Genomic DNA, 18,034 nt, shown 5'->3' on the forward strand with positions numbered 1-18,034 from the left:
CGGCGACTCGCCGGGCCCCTCCTCCCCCTGCTCGGCATCTTCTCGATCATTGTTACGGTGCACCGGTGTCTGACTCCTCACGCGATACCGCCGAAGGCGCCGGCTGGGGCGGCGCCGAACCCGGTGAGTACAAGCGGCTGATGCCGCACAAGGTCGAGAAAATCTCCTGGCTCAACCCGAAAACGCTGTGGGCCGCCCGCAACGGCGTGCTCGCGTCCTGGTTCGGGGACCCCACAGGGCATACCCGCAGCCGCTGGGTGGCGCAGCGGGCCGCCGCCGGGGCACCCGCCGACAAGGTGATCCGGCGCGACGACCCGGACAGGTTCTCCTTCCTCGTCATCGGTGACACCGGCGAGGGCGACGACTCCCAGTACGCCGTCATACCAGGCCTTTTGAAGGTGGGTCAGGACACGCGGTTCGCGGTCGTCGCCAGTGATGTGATCTATCCGGTCGGCAGCGCCGACGACTACGGCACCAAGTTCTTCCGGCCGTACCAGGACTACCAGGCGCCCATGTACGCGATACCGGGCAACCACGACTGGTACGAGGACCTCGCCGCGTTCATGCGCGTCTTCTGCGACGACGCCCCGCCCCTCGAACCCGAGGCCGCGCCGCGTCCGCTCAGCAGGGCATGGCTGCGGTCACTGCTGTGGCACCGGCCGCGCAAGGGCGACGGCCAACGCCTGCCAGAGAACCGGAAGTTGAGGTCGGCGGCCGCCCAACAAGCCGTCCAGCCGGGGCCGTACTGGGCGATCGACGCCGGGCCGGTGCGGATCATCGGCATCGACACAGGGCTGTTGGGCACCATCGACGCCGAACAGGGCGCGTGGCTGCGGGAGGTGTCCCAGGATCCCCGCCCGAAGATCCTCATCACGGGCCAACCCCTGTACGTGGACGGTGAGCACCACCCCGGCGCGATCGAAGGGGGCGGCACCGTCGACGAGATCGTCCGCGACCCGGCGCACCGCTATGTCGCGGCGATCGGCGGCGACATCCACAACTACCAGCGCTACCCGGTGCAGGTGGACGGCCGCACCATCCAGTACGTCGTCTCGGGCGGCGGCGGTGCGTTCATGCACGCCACGCACACGATTCCGCGGGTCGACATCGCGAACGTCACCGAGAAGGAGTTCCGCTGCTATCCCCTGCGCGGCGACTCCCTGGCCTTCTACAGCGGGCTGTACGGACGGCGGCTGCGCATGCGCCGCTTCTTCGCTCTCACCGAGGCGGAGGCGACGGCCGTCATCGCCGAGCGGTTGGAGATCCAGCCGGGGCGCGCACCGGCCCCGGACGCCCGCGTCACATGGCGCACGCGCCTGGTCGCGGGCCTGCTGGGCACCGGACGCCGACCCGGCCGGGCCAAGCGGTTCCGCCTCCCCGTGCGCAAGATCTACACCCAGCTGTTCTCGCCGAGCTCGGCGACCTACAGCCCACCGTTCTTCAAGTGCTTCCTGCGCCTGGACGTCACCCCGGAGACCGTACGTCTGCGCTGCTACGCCGCGACCGGCAACCGCGCCCAGGAGGTCGACCCGCCGGTCGAGGACGAGGTCACCATTTCCCTGGTCTGATCCCCTGGTCTGCTCCTTGGTGCGACCTGGGAGCACGGGAACATCATCGGCCGCGGGCCGGTTGGCACTGCCGTACGACTCGATCAGTGAACGATGGAGGGGCCCGTGCCGCCGACCTCACGACCGCTCAGCAAGCTGGGTTTCCTCACCATCGGCCTGTTCGACGAGGCGGATCCGCGCCGGGGCCACGAGTCCACGCTCGAGATCATCGAGCTGGGCGAACGGCTCGGCTTCGACAGCGCGTGGGTCCGCCACCGTCATCTGCAGTACGGCATCTCCTCCCCGGTCGCGGTCCTGACGGCGGCCTCCCAGCGCACCCGCCGTATCGAACTCGGCACCGCGGTCATCCCGCTCGGCTGGGAGAACCCGCTGCGGCTGGCCGAGGACCTGGCGACGGTCGACCTCCTGTCGGGCGGACGCCTCAACCCGGGCGTCAGCGTGGGCCCGCCGATGCACTACGACCGGATCAAGGAGGCCCTCTACGCCGACACGGCGGACGTCGAGGACTTCGGCTACGAGCGGGTGCGGCGGCTGCTGGACTTCGTGCGGGGCAAGCCGGTCACCGACTTCAGCGGGGTCGAGGGCTTCGAGGTGTTCTCCGACCGGGTGCAGCCGCAGTCGCCCGGCCTGGGCAGCCGTATGTGGTACGGCGGCGGCAGCCTGCGCTCGGCGCAGTGGGCCGGTGAGCACGACATGAACTTCCTGACCAGCAGCGTCGTCAAGGCGGAAGGGCCCGAGGGCTCGGAAGACGCGGAGGGGTCACCGGACTTCGCGGAGATCCAGCTCGCGCACATCCGCGCCTTCCGCGCCCACCACCCCGACGGCGAGAACGCCCGTGTCTCCCAGGGCCTCGTCGTCATCCCCACCGACTCCGCGACGCCGCAGCAGCGCGCCAAGTACGAGGAGTACGCCGCGAAGCGCACCCCCCGGACCCTGTCACCGCAGGGTCCGGCACGGCTGTTGTTCGCGCCGGACCTCGTCGGCACCTCGGAGGAGATCGCCGAACGCCTCCAGGCCCACGTCGCGTTCCGCGAAGTGGACGAGGTGGCGTTCGCGCTGCCGTTCACCTTCGAGCACGAGGACTACGTGCAGATCCTCACCGATGTCGCGGCTCGGCTGGGTCCGTTGCTCGGGTGGCGCTCGAAGGCGTGAGGGGCAGCCCACGGCCTTCGGCGATGACGCGGTCGAGCAGATGGAGCGGGGCGGGCCGCACTCCGGCGGCCTCGGCCGCGTCCCAGTGGGCGAGGGCGCGGGGCAGGTCGACGAGGCCGTGGATCAAGGGGAGGTCGCTCGGGTCTCGGCCGGAGTCCCTGCGGTGGGCGTGGAGCAGTGACTCCAGTCGGCACGAGGCCAAGGTGCCCGGAATCCCGGGCCGCATCGCGAATCCCGCGCTCGCCGCACTGGGCAGGTCCTCGCTCAACTGCGTCTGCGTGGAGTCGAGGGCCAGCAGCCCGCCTCCGACAACCAGGACGTCCTGGTCCCGGCGCATACGGTCCAGTGCCCTCGCGGTGTCGAAGCAGTGCGGGAAGGAGTCGTCGACCACGATCGTGCCGGGGCGCAGCCGGTCGACGTCCAGGAGGGCCGTCGCGCCGCTGACGGCGGTGACGATCACGTCGGCGTCGTAGACCGCGGCGGGCAGCGTCCGCCCCGATTCGACGATCTGGACCGGCATCGCCGGACGCTCGGACGACAGGTCTGCCGCCAGCCGTTCGAGTCGCGCGGTGCTGCCCGGCAGGTCGCACAGCAGCAGCCGGGCCGGTGGGCGGGGTGCCGTCGCCAGCAGCAGGCGTAGGGAAGAGGTGCCGATCGAGCCGCATCCGACGACGGCGAGGGAGAGATCGTCGAGGCGGCGGCCGGTCGCCGCGAGTGCGGAGTGGACGGTCTTGGCCACGGCGACGGTCGTCGACGCGTGTCCGGTGGTGATCGCCGCGCTCGTCTTGGTCTCCCGCAGGACGTCGTAGCCGTAGCCGGTGAGGGACGGGATCATGCCCGCGAGTGAGACACAGCGGGCGCCGAGCGAGGCGGCGTGCTCCACGGCGCGGGCCGTGCGGGCGCCCAGATCGGCGGCCGGGGCCAGTTCGTCGGCGAAGAGCGGGAGGGCGACGAAACCGGAGTTCCCCAGCGGGGTCCTGGTCTCCTCCAGCAACCTGGCGCGACCGTCCGGGAAGAGCAGCGCCCGGATCTCCTCGCGGCCGAGGCCGGGGCTGTCGTGGGGCAGTCCGGCGAGGGCGGCGAGGTGGTCAGGGGCGGGCAGGTATCCGACGAGCGCGGCGTCAAGGCGGGGGCGCCGTCGGCTGCTGCTGCGGGCCGGGCGGGGGGCAGGGTTGGGGCCGGGTTCGCTCAGCGCGTCCTGCAGCTGTCGCCGCATCTCCTCGGTGAACCCGGCGACTTCGCGGGCTGTGAGGGCCGCCGCCGAAGCCCGTACGGTCACGCGCAGACCCTCACCGTTCGCCACCGGCCGCACGGCCAGGAACACGTCGGTGCCCAGCGGTGGCGGGGCGAGAGCGGTGTCGGATTCGTCCGCGTGCAGTGTCAGGCCGCCGGCGACCTCGGAGCCCAGGGACGTGAAGTCGAGGAAGGTGAAGAAGAACTGGGCGTGGCGCGGCAGTCCCGCCGCCGTGCGCACCTCGCTCGGGCCTTCGGCCCGGGCCAACTCGGCCTCGGCGGCGAGCTGCCTCAAGTCCTCGCCGAATAGGGGTGGTTGGTCCTGGCCGTGTCCGTCAGGCAGGGCCGGGCGCAGCGCCACCGCTTCCGCGAAGGGGCCGAACACCCGGTGTGCGTCCACCGTGGACTCCTCGCGCCCGGTGACGGCGAGCCCGAGCAGCAGGTCGCGTCGGCCGGTGAGTTCCGCGAGGGCGCGGTAGTACGCGGTGAGCAGCGGGGCGTACAGGGTGCGATGTGCGGCTCGGGCGAGCCGGCGCAACCCCTGTGTCGTGGCGGCGTCCAGGGTGAACCCCGTGGCGTGGAACGCCGGTTGCACCTCGGCGTCGTCGGCGGCCCGCCGGCGCAGCACGGGGGGCGTGTAGGGCCCGCGCAGGCGTGCGCGGTACTCCTCGGCCTCGGGTCCCTGCGCGCGCGGGCGTGCGGCGGACTGGGCGACGTGCTCCCGGAGGGTGCTCTCCAGCGGCGGCAGGCCGGGCGGCAGACCTCGGTCGAGGCGGTCGTATGCGGTGAGCAGTTCCCTGGTGAGGAGGGCGGCGCTGTAGCCGTCGCCGATGAGGTGGTGCGCGTGGACGAGGAGTACATGCTCGCCGGGCGCCACGGTGAGCAGCCGCAGGCGCAGCAGCGGCCAGGCCCAGGGTTCGAGTCGGCGCCGCGTCTCCTCGGCGATGCGCTGCTCCAGCAGGTCGGGGTGCGCGAGGGTCTCCGTCTCCACGGGCAGGCGCAACGAGTCCGGCAGCTCCTGCTGCACGGGCGGGCGGGCGCCTGCCGGGAAGACGGTGCGCAGCATCGGATGACGGGCCACCAGAACGTCCACGGCTCGCTGGAAGACGTCATGGCGCAGCGCCCCGCCCAGCCGGAACCGAGCGAGCCAGCCGGAGCCCGCCCCGGGGTTGATGGTCTCGGCGAGCAGGAATCCCCGCTGGGAGGGGGTGAGGGGGTAGGGGCCCGCGGGTTGCCCGGTGGCGGCTTCCGGGGTCGGATCGGGTGCGGGGCCTTTGGCACCGGTGTCGGCGGTGTCGAGGGCCGACGCGAGTGCGCTCAGCGTGCGGTGGGTGTAGACGGTTGTCGGCCGTGGGACGGTCGGCAGCTCCTTGCGCAGGCGGGCGAAGAGTTCGAGCACCATGATGGAGTCGCCGCCGAGTTCGAAGAAGTCGTCCTCACGGCTGACGTCCGGCACGTCCAGCAGCGTCGACCAGATGCGTGCCAGGGTGTGCTCGGTCGCGGTGGCGGGCGGGGTTCCGGGCTCGCTGGTTGCCGGCCGGCTTGCCTCGGATGCGCGCGTCAGCAGGTTGCGGTCGATCTTGCCCGTGCCGGTCAGCGGCATCGCCGGGATCGGGCGGACGCGTCCGGGCAGCATGTACGGCGGCAGAACCCCGGACAGGAAGGCGCGCACCGCGCGTGCGTCGGGCTCGTCCGAGCCGGGCCGGGGTTCGACGTACGCCACCAGACGGCCGTCGACGAGCAGTACGGCGGCGCGGGCGACGTCCGGGTGGGTGAGCAGTGCCGCCTCGACCTCGCCGAGCTCCACACGGTGGCCGCGGACCTTGACCTGGTCGTCGAGACGGCCGAGGAACTCCAGTACGCCGTCAGCGGTTCGGCGGACCCGGTCTCCGCTGCGGTACCAGCGGCGACCGTCGCGTTCGACGAATGCCTCCGCGGTGAGCTGCGGCTCGCCGAGGTAACCGGGTGTCAGGCCCGTTCCGGCGATGAGCAGTTCACCGGGCTCTTCCGCCGCGCAGGGACGTCCGTCCTCGGTGACGACGGCCAGTTCGGTCCCGGCCACCGGCCGGCCGATGGGCAACTGCCGCACGTCGTCGGCCGGCCGGGTGTCGATGATGTGGCAGGTGGCGTTGATGGTGGCCTCGGTGGGCCCGTACAGGTTGGCGACCCTGTGCTCCGGTCCCCCGCAGGTGTCGAGCAGGTCGAACCAGCGGCGCACGTGGGCAGCGGGCAGTGCCTCGCCGCCGACGTGGACCCAGCGCAGCGCCGACAGGTCAGGGGGTGTTCCGTCGTGTCGCGCCCGTGCCTCGGCGGCGGTCAGCAGTCGCTCCCACAGGGTCGGCACCGAACTCCACACCGTGATCCGGTCGTTGACGATCCGGTCCAGGAGCGCTTCGGGGTCGCGCAGGAGGTCCCTGGTGAGGGTGTGGACGGTGGCGCCGGCCAGCAGCGGTGCCAGCAGCTGGCGTACGGAGGCGTCGAAACAGGCGGACGCCGTCTGCACGAGGTGGTCCCCGGGGCGGTAACCGAAGGTGGTCAGGGACCAGTCGAGGTAGTTGAGCATGGACCGGTGGGTGATCGGGACCGCCTTGGGGCGGCCCGTGGAACCCGAAGTGAAGATCACGTAGGCGATGGCGTCCGGGTCGGCGGGCGGCGCCTCGATCGGGGGCGGGGTGGCCGGGAGCGGAGTGGCCGGGGGCGTGTCATCGGCTGTGACCGGCGTGATGCCGTCCAGTGCGGCCACGGTTTCGCGCGTCGCGGCGTGGCAGACCACCGCGCCTACCCCGGTGCGTTTCAGCTGGTCCCGCAGCCGGGCCACTGGATGGGTCGCGTCCAGGGGCACCCAGCCGGCCCCCGCTCGAAGGATGCCCACCACGCCGAGGACGGTGTCCGCGCCCGGCTCGGTGAGGAGGCCGACCAGATCGCCGGGGCGTACGCCGGTCGCTCGCAGCCGGGCCGCCAGAGCGCTGGAGGCGGCGTCGAGTTCGGCGTAGGTGAGGGTGGTGCGGCCGGTGTCCACCGCGACGGCTCGCGGCGTCGCTCGGAACCGGGCGCACAGGCGGTCGACGATCCCCGCCGCGCTGCTCTCGTGCCGCTCGGCATGGGTCAACTGTCCAGCCGTAGCGCGTAGTTCTTTCACGTACTCCGCGGCGAGCCGCTCGACGGTCTCGGGCCGGAAGAGGTGAGCGGGGTGGTTCCAGGAGAAGCGGAGGGTCGCATCCGATTCCCAGCACAGCAGTCCGAGCCGGGTCGCGGCGGAGGCGGTGGCCGCCGCGGTCGGGGTCACGGTCACCGGCCAGTCGCTGCCGTGGCTCACAGGGAAGCGGGCGAAGCTGAACCCGGCCGGGGCGACCGTGCGCGGGGCGGAGCCGGTGGCGGGCAGCAGCGCGGCGATGTCGGGGCTGCCGAGGGTGGCGTGGGACTCCGCCTCCTGCCAGATCCGCTGGAGCCGCCCGGCCAGTACGGTCACGGGTTCGGCCGGGTCGACGGTGGCGAACACCGGCAGGGTGTCGGCGAGCGGCCCCACGAGGCGGTCGATGCCGGGCAGGGGCGCCTCACGGCGGGCACGCGCCACGTTCACGGCGACGGCCCGCTGTCCGCTCCAGCGGGCGAGGCAGCGGCCGTATGCCGCGAGCAGCAGGTGGAAGAGGGTGACTTGGTGCCGGGCGGCCACCTCGCGCAGCGCCGCCGTGAGCGAGGCGTCGATGCCGGTCTGGTGGTGGGTGAGCGGCGGGGCGGGGAGCGCGTCCGGATCGCCGTCGTACGGCAGCGCCGCAGCCGTGGCCGTGGCCGCCGTGGTGTGCTCGGCGATGCGGTCGCGCCAGTACTGCTGGTCCCGGGTGAAGGCCGGTGACTGGCGGGCTGCGGCGACGAGGGCGGCGTAGTCGGTGAACTCGGCGTCCGGGGGCGGGAGTTCGAGGGGGCTGCGGTCCTCCTTTCGGCCACCACCATGCCCGGCGAGCGCGGTGTAGAGCGACCAGAGCTCCTCGCACAGGACCTTGAGGCTGAAGCCGTCCGCGGCGCTGTGGTGGACGACCAGCAGGAGGTGGGCGAGGTCTGCGTCCTGGCGGTCGCGGACCAGGATCGCGCGGGCCGGATCCTCGGTGGTCAGGTCGAACGGACGGTTGTACAGCCGCCGTTCGAGGTCCGGCAGCGGCGGCGCGGCGTCGTCCGGCTCGTGCACCTCGTACCAGCGGGGAGCGCGGTCGGTGGGGTCGGCCGGCACCGTGTACTGACGTGGCGGTGTGCCGTCCGTGGTGATGCGCAGGCGCAGCATGGGGTGGCGGTCGGCGAGGTGGGCCAGGGCGCGGCCGAGGAGGCCGGGGTCCAGGGGGCCGCGGATGGTCTGGCGTATGTAGCCGTAGGCGGTGACGCCCTCGTACAGCGCCTCGGTGGTGAGAAAGGCGAGTTGGAGCGGAGTGAGGGGGCGTGGGGTGAGTGGGCGCGGGGTGTCCTCCTGGCTGCCGGTCACGGCGGTGGGGGCATGGGGATGGCCGGTCGGCCTCTGTCCGCTGAGGTAGGTGGTCAGTTCGCCAACCGTGCGGTACTCGAAGAGCAGCGTGGCGGGCAGGGGCAGCCCGAGTTCCCTCTCCAGGCGGCGAGCGAGGTCGACGGCGGTCAGCGAGTCGAGCCCGAGGCCGAGGAACTGCTCGTCGTCGCCGATGCCCTCGGGGGCGCGGTGCAGTGACTCGGCCAGCAGTCGGCGTATCAGGGCGGTGACGCGAATCGGGTCGGTCACAACGCCGTCGTAGTCACCGTCGCCGCCCGGCAGGGTCCGGGGCGTGGGAGGCACGCTTGCGTCCGGGGCGCCCGGGACGTCCGGGCGGCCCGGACGGTCCGGAGCGGCGGCGATCTGCGCGGGTGCGGAAGTCGACGAGGACGTCACCAGCAGGTGAGTGGCGTCGGTGGCAACGGCCGTCCGCAGCGCCGCGATTGCCGTCCGCGTGGTCATGGTGCCGAGTCCGCGGGCACGCAGCCGCTGATGGTGAGCAGATGACCCGGCGGCCAGTCCCGCATCGGTGACAGGCCCGAACCCGATCGACTGCCAGGGCCGGCCCGCCGCGCGCTCGGCGGCGGCGAAGGCGTCCAGGAAGGCGTTGGCCGCCGCGTAGTCGCCGAGCGCGCCCGCCAGGCCGGGCAGCACCGAGGAGACGGAGGAGAAGGCGATGCATATGGCCGGTTGCCGGCCGTGCCGGCGCAGCGCCTCGGCGAGCAGCACCGTGCCGCGCACCTTCGCGGCGAGCACCTGCTCGATCTCCCCGTCGGTCTTGGAGCGGAGGCTGCCGAGTCGGACCGTACCGGCGGCGTGGAACAGCCCGTCCAGCGGGGGCAGTTCGGCGAACAGGGCGTGGACGGCGGCTTCGTCGGCGACGTCGGCCGCGTGGTACCGGGCCCGGGCGCCTTGGGCGCGGAGAGCGCTGAGCAGAGCATCGGGAGCGGTCTCGGAACGTCCGGTCAGGATCAGTTCACACGCGCCGCGTCCCGCCAGGTCCCGCGCGAGTGCGGAACCGAGCCCGCCGGCTCCCCCGGTGATCAGGTAGGTGCCGTCCGGCGGCAGGGCGCCGAACACCGTGGGGGCGTCCGTCACGTCGGCCGGTGCGCGGGATGGCGTACGGCTGAGTCTGCGGCCGGCGCGCCAGGCGACCGCGCCCTCCGCGCCCGGCTCGTGGGCCGAGCAGAGCTCCCGCTCCAGGGCGTCGACCCGGGCGTCGAGCGTGTCGAGGGAGGACAGGTCCACGCTGCGAGCAGCGAGCCCTGGGTGCTCCTCCGGGAGTGCGAGTGCGAAGCCGTGCAGGAGTGCCTGGGTCGGGCGCGCCTGTTCGGGTGAGGTGCCGGTGACGTACGCGTCCTCGGTGACCACCAGCAGGCGGGAACAGTCGGCGCGGAGCAGGTCGAGAACGGGGCGCAACGAGGTGATCGCGGCGCCCGTGGCCTGCCGGCCTCCGTCTCCGGCGCCCTCCTCACCTCCCAGCCACACCACGGTGTCCGCCGACGCCGCGCCCAGCCCGTGAGCCAGGTCTTCCCCGAGCACCGTCGTTCCACGGCGGCCGGCGAGCCGCTCGGCCAGGGCCCGGCCAAGCGCCTGATCACCGCCGATGAGCCGCACGACGCGGGGTCCGGCCGCAGGAGTGAGCGGTGTGTCCCTCCAGTCGAGGCGGCGCACCACGGGCGCCGCGCCGGGCTTGCGCGGCCAGTAGCGGGTGCGCTGGAACGGATACGTCGGTACCGGCACCCTCGGACGCCCGGCGGCCCGGGTCGTCCGATCCGCAGCCCTCCGATCCGCAGCCGTCCGGTCCAGGGCTGTTCCGCGTGTCCACAGTCGGCCCACCGTCTCCAGCAGCGCCCGCGCCTCCGAGGAATCCGCCTCACTGCCCGGGCCCGCGGGAAGGCCGGTCGTCAACACCGCCACGTCCACGGCGTCTTGCGTGCTCGCCACCGCGCGGACCGCCCCGCCAAGGGTGTTCCCCGGGCCGAGTTCGACGAAGGTGTCGTACCCCTCCTCCACGAGCCGTGCCACAGCCGCCCCGAACCGCACTGGCTCGACGGCATGCCCCTGCCAGTAGGCAGGCGTGAGACCGGGTCGCCACTCGCCGGTGACCGTGCTCAGCATCGGTACGGCAGCCGGTTTGACCGTCAGCGCCTTGGCGGCCTCCCGCAGCGGATCGAGGACGGGCTCCAGCAGCGGGGAGTGGAAGGCGTGGGAGACACGGAGCCTGCGCGTGGCCACGCCCCGTCCCGTCAGCTCGGCGAGGGCTCGCTCGACGGCCTCCTCGGCACCCGAAATCACCACCTGCCCGGGCCCGTTGACGGCGGCCACGCCCAGCGAGCCGCCCGATGCGGCGACGAGCCCGGCGACGGTGTCCTCGTCGCCCCTGACGGCGGCCATGGCTCCGGGGAGGGCCAGTTCGCCCACCAGGCGGCCGCGCTCCCCGGCGAACCCGACCGCCTCGGCGAGGCTCAGCGCACCGGCGACGCACGCGGCTGCGATCTCGCCCACGCTGTGTCCGGCGACCGCGTCCGCGGACAGGCCCCACTCCTCCAGTTGCCGGGCCAGACCCACACCGAACGCGACGAGCAGCGGCTGGGCCACCTCCGTCCTGGCCAACTCCTCGGGATCCGTACCGGGATCGAGGCACCACTCGGCCAGCGAGCGCCCGAGTACGGGTCCCGTCAGTGAGGAGGCCTCGTCCAGGACCTCCCGGAACACCGGGGCCGACCGGTACAGCGCACGCCCTTGGCCGGGCCGCTGTGCTCCCTGGCCCGGCAGCAGGAACACCGTCCGCGGACGCGAGGACCGGGCGACCGTGAAGTCCGCCGTGCGGGCGGCCTCGAGCCGGTCCGCGAGATCGCCGTCGGCGACCACGGCGAGGCGACAGGGACCGTCGTCGCGCGCGGTGTTGACCGTGGCGCAGATGTCGGCCTCGGGCAGGTCGGGGTGTGCCCGCACATGGGCAGCCAGGTCGGCGGCGGATGCCCGCAGGGCGTCGGCGCTGCGGGCCGACAGTGTGAGCAGGTGCGGGCCGCCCGCGACGGGACTCGCGGACGCCGTGCGTCCGGGTGCCTCCTCCAGGACGGCGTGCGCGTTGGTGCCGCCGAAGCCGAAGGCATTGACGCCCGCGATCAGGGGCCCGGGGGCCCGCCATTCCCGCTGCTCGGTGACGAGTTCGAAGCCGGGGGCGACGCGTTGCAGATACGGCGCGGGCGGGGTGGTGTTCGGGGCGGGCGGGACCTGGCGGTGCTGGAGTGCCAGGACGGTCTTGACCAGGCCTGGCATGCCGGCGGCGTTGAGGAGGTGTCCGATGTTCGCCTTGACCGAGCCGAGCAGGCGCGGGAGCCCGTCCGTGCGGGGCGGGAAGGCGTGCCCTAGCGACTGCGCCTCGACCGGGTCCCCGACCGGGGTGCCGGTCCCGTGCGCCTCCACGTACGACACCGCTTCGGGGTCGATGCCGCACGCGCCGTATGCCTGGGTGATGACCTCGCGCTGGGTGCGCGGGTTGGGGGCGAGGAGGCTGAGGGAGCGGCCGTCGTTGTTGACGGCCGTGCCGCGGACCAGGGCGAGTACCGGGTCACCGTCGCGCAGCGCGTCGTCCAGGCGTGCAAGGACTAGGGTCGCTCCGCCCTCTCCCGGCACGATTCCGTCGGCGGCGGCACCGAAGGGGCGGCTGCCGCCCGTAGGGGAGAGTGCGCCCGCGTGTGCCAGCAGCCGGTGGCCGGTCGGGGTGAGGGCGAGCTGGACGCCGCCGACCACGGCGACATCGCACTCGCCGCTGAGCAGGCTGCGCCGCGCCAAGTGGAGCGCCACGAGCGCGGAGGAGCAGGCCGTGTCCACCGCGAGGGCGGGGCCGTCGAGGTCGAGTGCCTGGGAGAGGCGGGCGGCGATCAGGTTGGGCAGGTTGCCGGTGAGCGCGCCGGGGTGGGCGGCGAGGTCGCCGTCCGTGGCGGCGGCCAGGATCTCGCGGTATCCGCTGTCGCCGACGGCGGCGAACACGCCGATCCTGCGGCCGGTCCGTCGCGGCCCCGCGTACCCGGCGCGCTCCAGGGCTTCGTGGGCCAGCTCCAGGAAGATCCGGGCCTGGGGGTCGGTCGCGCGGGCCTCGTCGTCGTCCATGCCGAAGCAGGCGGCGTCGAATTCGGCGGGGTCGGGGAGGAAGGACCCGATGAGGCCGGGGGCGCCCGGTGCGCTCATCCGGCCCACGGAGCCCTCGGAGACCTGCGAGCCCTCCGAGCCGGCCAGGCCCTCCCAGCCGTGCCCGCCTTCCCAGCCCTTCCAGCGGCCCTCGGGTACGGCTGTCACCGTGTCGCGGCCGGACACGAGCAACTCCCAGAAGGCCTCGGGCGTTTCAGCACCGGGGAACCGGCACGCCATGCCGAGCACCGCCACGGGCCCCCGCTCCCCCGCACCGTCGGCGGACGACAGCGGCACGTGTCCGGCATCCGCGCTCGGCCCGGCGTCGACAGCTGCCCCTCCGTCAATTTGCATGTCAGGGCTGGCGAGCAGGGCAAGAACATGCCCGGCCAGCGCGGCGACCGTGTCGTGGTCGCGCAGCACGCGCGGCTCCACCGTGACGGAGAAGGCGTCCTCGATCCCCGCGAGCACCGCCATCGCCTTCAGCGAGGAACCCCCGAGGGCGAAGAACCGGACGTCACGGTCGATGTGCGCCGACGGGACGTCCAGCGTCCGTGCCCAGATTCCCCGGACCACGTCCTCGACGTCCCGCCGCGAACGCGGCACGGGCCCCTGCGGACCGTGCTCTTCCTGCCGGGCGGGCGAGCCCTCGGCCCGCGCGGCCGACAACCGCTCCTCGACCGCCGTATAGGACCCTGCCTCGAACCGCGCGCGCATCAGACCGCGCCGCAGCTTGCCGCTCGTCGTGCGGGGAAACGCCCCGGGCGGCAGGGGCAGCACCCGTACGTCGTCGTGGCCCAGCGCCTCCCGGACCCGGGCCGCCGCCGCGTCGAGCACCGGAAGGGCCGCGGCCAGAGCGGGCCGCGCCCACTGCACGAACACCACCACCCGATCGGCTCCGGTGCCGGGATCGGTGGAGCCGAGCGCCGCCACCGTTCCGCCGGGCAGTCCCGGGGTCGCGGCGACCGTCTCTTCGAGGTCCGGTGCGTGGAAGGTACGGCCGCCGACGAAGACGACGTCCTTGTGCCGGCCGGTGACGCACAGCCGGCCCTCGGTCAGGAAGCCGAGGTCGCCGGTGCGCAGCCAGTCACCGCAGAACGCGGCCGTGCTCGCCTCGGGGGCGCGATGGTAGCCGCGTGCGACCTGAGGACCGCGCACCTCGATGTGACCGACGCGCCGGTCGTCGAGCGGTGTGCCGGAATCGTCGGTGACCCGGAGTTCGCAGTCCGGGACGGGACGGCCCAGGTTCATCAACTCGACGGCGTCCGGGCCGGGTTCCACGGGGACGGCCCGGCCACGGCTGAGCGCCTTCCGGTCCAGTCGCAGGGGCTCGGCGATCTCCCCGAGCGGGGGCACGGTCACGGCGAGCGTGGCCTCGGCCAGTCCGTACACGGGAAGCATCGCCCTGGCGTCCAGCCCCGCCGCACCCGCCCGGGCGGTGAACTCCCGCCACACGCGCGGTGCGATCGGCTCGGCTCCCACGAGCATCAGGCGTACGGAGCTCAGGTCCAGGCCCGTCCAGGTGCTGTCCGGCACCCGCCGCGCCGCCAGCGCGAGCGCGAAGTTCGCCGCCGACAGCAGGGTGGCCCGGTGCCGCGCCACCGCCTCCAGCCAGCGGGCCGGGCGCTTGGCGAAGGTCAGCGGTTCCAGTCGCACCTGCTTCAGGCGTGCCGCCATGGGGACGAGATGGGTGCCTATCAGGCCCATGTCGTGGAAGTACGGCATCCAGGTCGCCACCACGTCGTCCGACGTGATCGCCATGGCCGCGCGGATCTGCCGGAGGTTGGCGAGCACGGCCTGGTGGGTGAGTTCGACGCCCTTCGGGGTGCCGGTGCTGCCGGAGGAGAACTGCAGGAACGCGAGGTCCTGCAGGTCGCGGCGGGGCAGCGAGCGAGGCGGGCGGGACTCGCGCAGCGCATCCAGCCGCAGGGCGCGCACGGGGCCCGGGATCTCGGCGAGCAGGGCTTCGGTGGCGGCGTCCACCACGACGGTGGGCCTGCCGAGGAACTCCCACACCGGTCCCACCCGACGCACCTCCGGGGCGAGCGGCACAGGGACGAGCCCCGCCGCCAGCGCTCCCCAGAACATCGGCTGGAAGTCCTCGCCGAGATCCGCGACGAGCGGAACGGGGGTGCCGGGCTCCAGTCCCGCCGAGCGCAGGCCCCCGGCCACGCGCAGTGCGTCGTCGTGGAGTTCGGCGAAGGTGACGGCGCGTTCGCTGCCGTCGCCACGGACATGGACGACGACCTGACCGGGGGCCTCCTCGGCGGCGTGCCGCAGGAGGTCGAGGAGCGTGACGGCGGTGCGGCGCCCGGGAGTCGACATGCGTTTCCTTCCTCATCGCACGGGGTCAGCGCCCGCCTGCGGACGCGCCGTGCCGCGCCGTGCCGGAGTCAGGTACCGGGCTGGAGCGTTGTCGATCATTCACCTGTACGACGACGAGTTTCGTCAAACCGTTCACGTGTGCGACCAGGCGTGTCGGCCAGGTCGGCCAGGTGCGCCGAGACCGGGCCCAGTGTGAGCAGGCCGCTGCCGGCGCCGGCCAGTTCGTTCGCCGCCGGGGTCAGGGCGGTGCGGGCACGCGCCATGGTGTGCCGGTCGCCGAGGGTCAGCGCCGCTCGGGCGGTGAGGCACCACAGGGCCTCCTGGAGGAGGTCGCGGGGTGGGTCGGGCGTCGCGCGGAGGGCCTCGGCGGCCTCGGGGCGGTGGCCTTGGTCGAGGAGGAGCAGGGGGTGCGCCCAGGGGGCGTAGGGGCCCCAGTCCGTGTGTGCGTCGAAGCGGAGGGGCAGGGCGTGCCGCACGCGCAGGCACAGCAGGGCGAGCGGCAGCAGGCCGTGAGAGAGACCCGGCATGCCCGCGCCGTCCAGCAGGGTGGCCGCGTCCCGGTAGGCCGCCTCCACTTCCGTCACCGGAGCCCGGCCGGTGGCGTCCAGCCGCAGTGCGGCGTACCACCCGGTGAACACACCTACCAGCGGCGCCTGGTGACGTACCGCCAGCTCGTCCGCGGCGGCCGCGTGGCCGTCGGCCGCGGTGAAGTCCCCGAGCGCACTGCGAGCCTGCAGCCGGACGAGGTGGCCGAGGATCTCGAACGTGGCCAGGCCGTGCCGGGCGGAGAGTGCGACCAGTTGCGCACCGATCCCGTCCCGGCGCGGCGCCAGCCCGGTGCGGTCGAAACACTGCATGAAGGCCGCGTTGAGCGCGAACGCCAGCAGCGCCGGATCGTCCAGTCCGCGGGCGATCTCTTCGGCCTGGCGGGCGGCTTGGGGGCCACGGGCGAGCGGGGTGCCGCGCGACTCCAGGGCGATGGTGGCCAGCAGGCGGGCCTTGGCCGGCTCATGGCCTTCGGCAGGAAGGGCGGTGAGGGTGCGTTCGGCGGCCGCGACCACGCGTGCGGTCCGTTCCGGGTCGTCGAGGCGGGTCCAGATCGCAGGGACGTCGTAGGCGCCGATCACCCGGGCGGTCAGTTCGGGATCGCCGAGTTCCTCGGCTGCCACGATGGCCGAGAGCCGGTGCTCGCGGGCGGCCGGCAGTCCACTGCCTCCGGTCACGGCGAGGGTGCGCAGCAGGCCGGCCGTGGACTCCAGGCGGGCCCGGGCGTCGGGGGCGACGGTGCGGTCGTAGGCGGCGGTGACCTGCTCCCAGAGCCGACCGGCGGGGTGGTCGAGCGCCTGGCCGAGGTGGTCGGCCTGGTGCAGGATGTCCGCCTCCAGAGCGCGCAGGCCGGGGCCCGGGTCGATGCCCAGCTGCTCGGCCAGCAGTGCGCGGGCCCGGCGCAGCACGTCGAGTGCGTCGGCCTGCCGTCCCGTGCGGTACAGCGCCAGGGCCAGCAGACGCCAGGCGTTCTCCCGCCAGGGATGCTCGGCCGAGTGCGCCCGCAGGTCCGCGGCCGCCCAGTCGGCCAGGCCGAGTGCCAGCAAGGCCTCGGCGTGCAGTTCCACGGCGTGCAGGCGCAGCTCGGCCAGGCGGCGGCTCTCGGCCCGCGCCCACGGCTGGTCGGCGAACTCCGCGTAGGCGGGACCGCGCCACCAGCCGAGCGCCTCCTCCAGCCGTACGGCCGTGTCCTCGGCCGGCAGGGTCGTGGCGGCGGCGACCGTCTGCTCGAAGCGCCAGGCGTCCACCGTGTCCGTCGCCGCGCGCAGGGCGTAGCCCGGGCCGTCGGTGACGAGCAGCCGGGCCGGACTGCGGGGCGGGCGGTCGGGTTCGAGGGCGCGGCGCAGCGCGGCGACGAAGGTGCGTACGGCGCCCACGGCGTCGGCGGGCGGGTCGTCCGGCCAGAGGTCCTCGACCAGGCGGGAGACCGGCACGACGCGGCCGCGGGCGACGATCAGCCGGGCCAGGACCGAGCGGTGTCTCGGCCCTTTCAGGGCGATCGCGTTCCCGTTTCCGTCCCAGGCGGCCACCGGCCCGAGTACGCCGAAGGCAGGTTCCACGCCTTCCATCGATCGCCTTCCACCACCCGGGTCGTCGCCACACCACTGCTCATTCGCCGCTCATCCGCCGCCGGGAGGATCGAGGAGCCCGGTCTTCCCGAGGGGAATCCTCCCCCATCGAATCGAAAGGAGCGGCACCGTGACACCTGTCATCGCCGGCTTCGATCAGCACCGTGTCCCCGTCGCCGACGGGGTGTCCCTGCACACGGCCGTCGGCGGCTCCGGTACGCCCGTCGTCCTGCTGCACGGCTTCCCGCAGACCCACCTCATGTGGCGCCATGTGGCCCCCGACCTCGCCGCCGACCACACCGTGATCTGCCCCGACCTGCGCGGCTACGGCGCCAGCGACAAACCCGCCGAGACCGACGGCACCGGCTACGCCAAGCGCACCATGGCCGCGGACGTCGTGGCCCTGGCCCGTGAACTCGGGCACGAGCGCTTCGCATTGGCCGGGCACGACCGTGGCGCCCTGGTGGCCTTCCGAGCCGCGCTCGACCACCCCGGCACGGTCACCCACCTGGCGTGCCTCGACGTCCTGCCGACCCTGGACATGTGGGAGGTGCTGCACGGCGTCACCGCCGCCGTCGGCTTCCACCTCTATCTGATGGCCCAGCCGCCCGGCCTGCCCGAGCGCATGATCAGCTCAGCCCCGGACGCCTTCTTCGGCCACTTCCTCGACCTCTGGACGGCCGACCCGGGGGCCGTACCCGCCGAGATCCGCGCCGCCTACCTGGCGGCCTGCCGTGCGGCGGTGCCCTCGATCGTCGCCGACTACCGGGCCTCCGCCGGCATCGACATCGAGCACGACCAGGCCGACCGGGCTGCCGGAAACCGGCTGCGGATGCCGGTCGGCGTGCTCCAGCAGGACTGGGGCGCGGCCCTCGGCTTCGACGCGGCCGCGCTGTGGCGTGCCTGGGCGCCCGATCTGCGGCACACCACGGTCAGCTGCGGCCACTTCATGGCCGAGGAGGCACCCGACGACATCGCCAAAGCGCTACGGGACCTGCTCGCCCGCTGAGGGCGGT

Annotated in this window: 5 protein-coding genes; 3 read left to right on the top strand and 2 right to left on the bottom strand. The window is 73.6% G+C overall.

The window, feature by feature from the left end:
* Positions 1-65: 65 nt before the first annotated feature.
* Positions 66-1,568 carry a metallophosphoesterase family protein gene (locus tag ADL12_RS36730; protein WP_062710814.1) on the top strand — a complete coding sequence of 501 codons (1,503 nt, stop codon included), beginning with the start codon at positions 66-68 and terminating at the stop codon, positions 1,566-1,568.
* 105 nt (positions 1,569-1,673) lie between these two features.
* Complete coding sequence (locus ADL12_RS36735) at positions 1,674-2,720, top strand: LLM class flavin-dependent oxidoreductase (protein WP_062710817.1); 1,047 nt, start codon at positions 1,674-1,676, stop codon at positions 2,718-2,720.
* Here ADL12_RS36735 and ADL12_RS36740 read toward each other — a convergent pair.
* Positions 2,665-14,904, bottom strand: coding sequence for a hybrid non-ribosomal peptide synthetase/type I polyketide synthase (locus ADL12_RS36740; protein WP_063806777.1), 12,240 nt, complete (start codon positions 14,902-14,904; stop codon positions 2,665-2,667). The two genes, ADL12_RS36735 and ADL12_RS36740, sit on opposite strands and share 56 nt — an antisense overlap.
* A gap of 95 nt (positions 14,905-14,999) precedes the next feature.
* Positions 15,000-17,018 (bottom strand): AfsR/SARP family transcriptional regulator, encoded by a 2,019-nt coding sequence (locus ADL12_RS36745; protein WP_062710820.1) that lies wholly within the window; start codon positions 17,016-17,018, stop codon positions 15,000-15,002.
* A gap of 130 nt (positions 17,019-17,148) precedes the next feature.
* Here ADL12_RS36745 and ADL12_RS36750 point away from each other — a divergent pair, with 130 nt between their 5' ends.
* The gene (locus ADL12_RS36750) at positions 17,149-18,027 is read left to right on the top strand and encodes an alpha/beta fold hydrolase (RefSeq protein WP_062710821.1); all 879 of its coding nucleotides are present in this window, start codon (positions 17,149-17,151) and stop codon (positions 18,025-18,027) included.
* Positions 18,028-18,034: the final 7 nt, after the last annotated feature.

It is taken from the genome of Streptomyces regalis (genome assembly GCF_001509475.1).
Lineage (GTDB): Bacteria > Actinomycetota > Actinomycetes > Streptomycetales > Streptomycetaceae > Streptomyces > Streptomyces regalis.

Bases quoted from the DNA above. Each gene is read 5' to 3' on its own strand.
- ADL12_RS36740 (WP_063806777.1), bottom strand. From the start codon at position 14,904: ATGTCGACTCCCGGGCGCCGCACCGCCGTCACGCTCCTCGACCTCCTG.
- ADL12_RS36745 (WP_062710820.1), bottom strand. From the start codon at position 17,018: ATGGAAGGCGTGGAACCTGCCTTCGGCGTACTCGGGCCGGTGGCCGCC.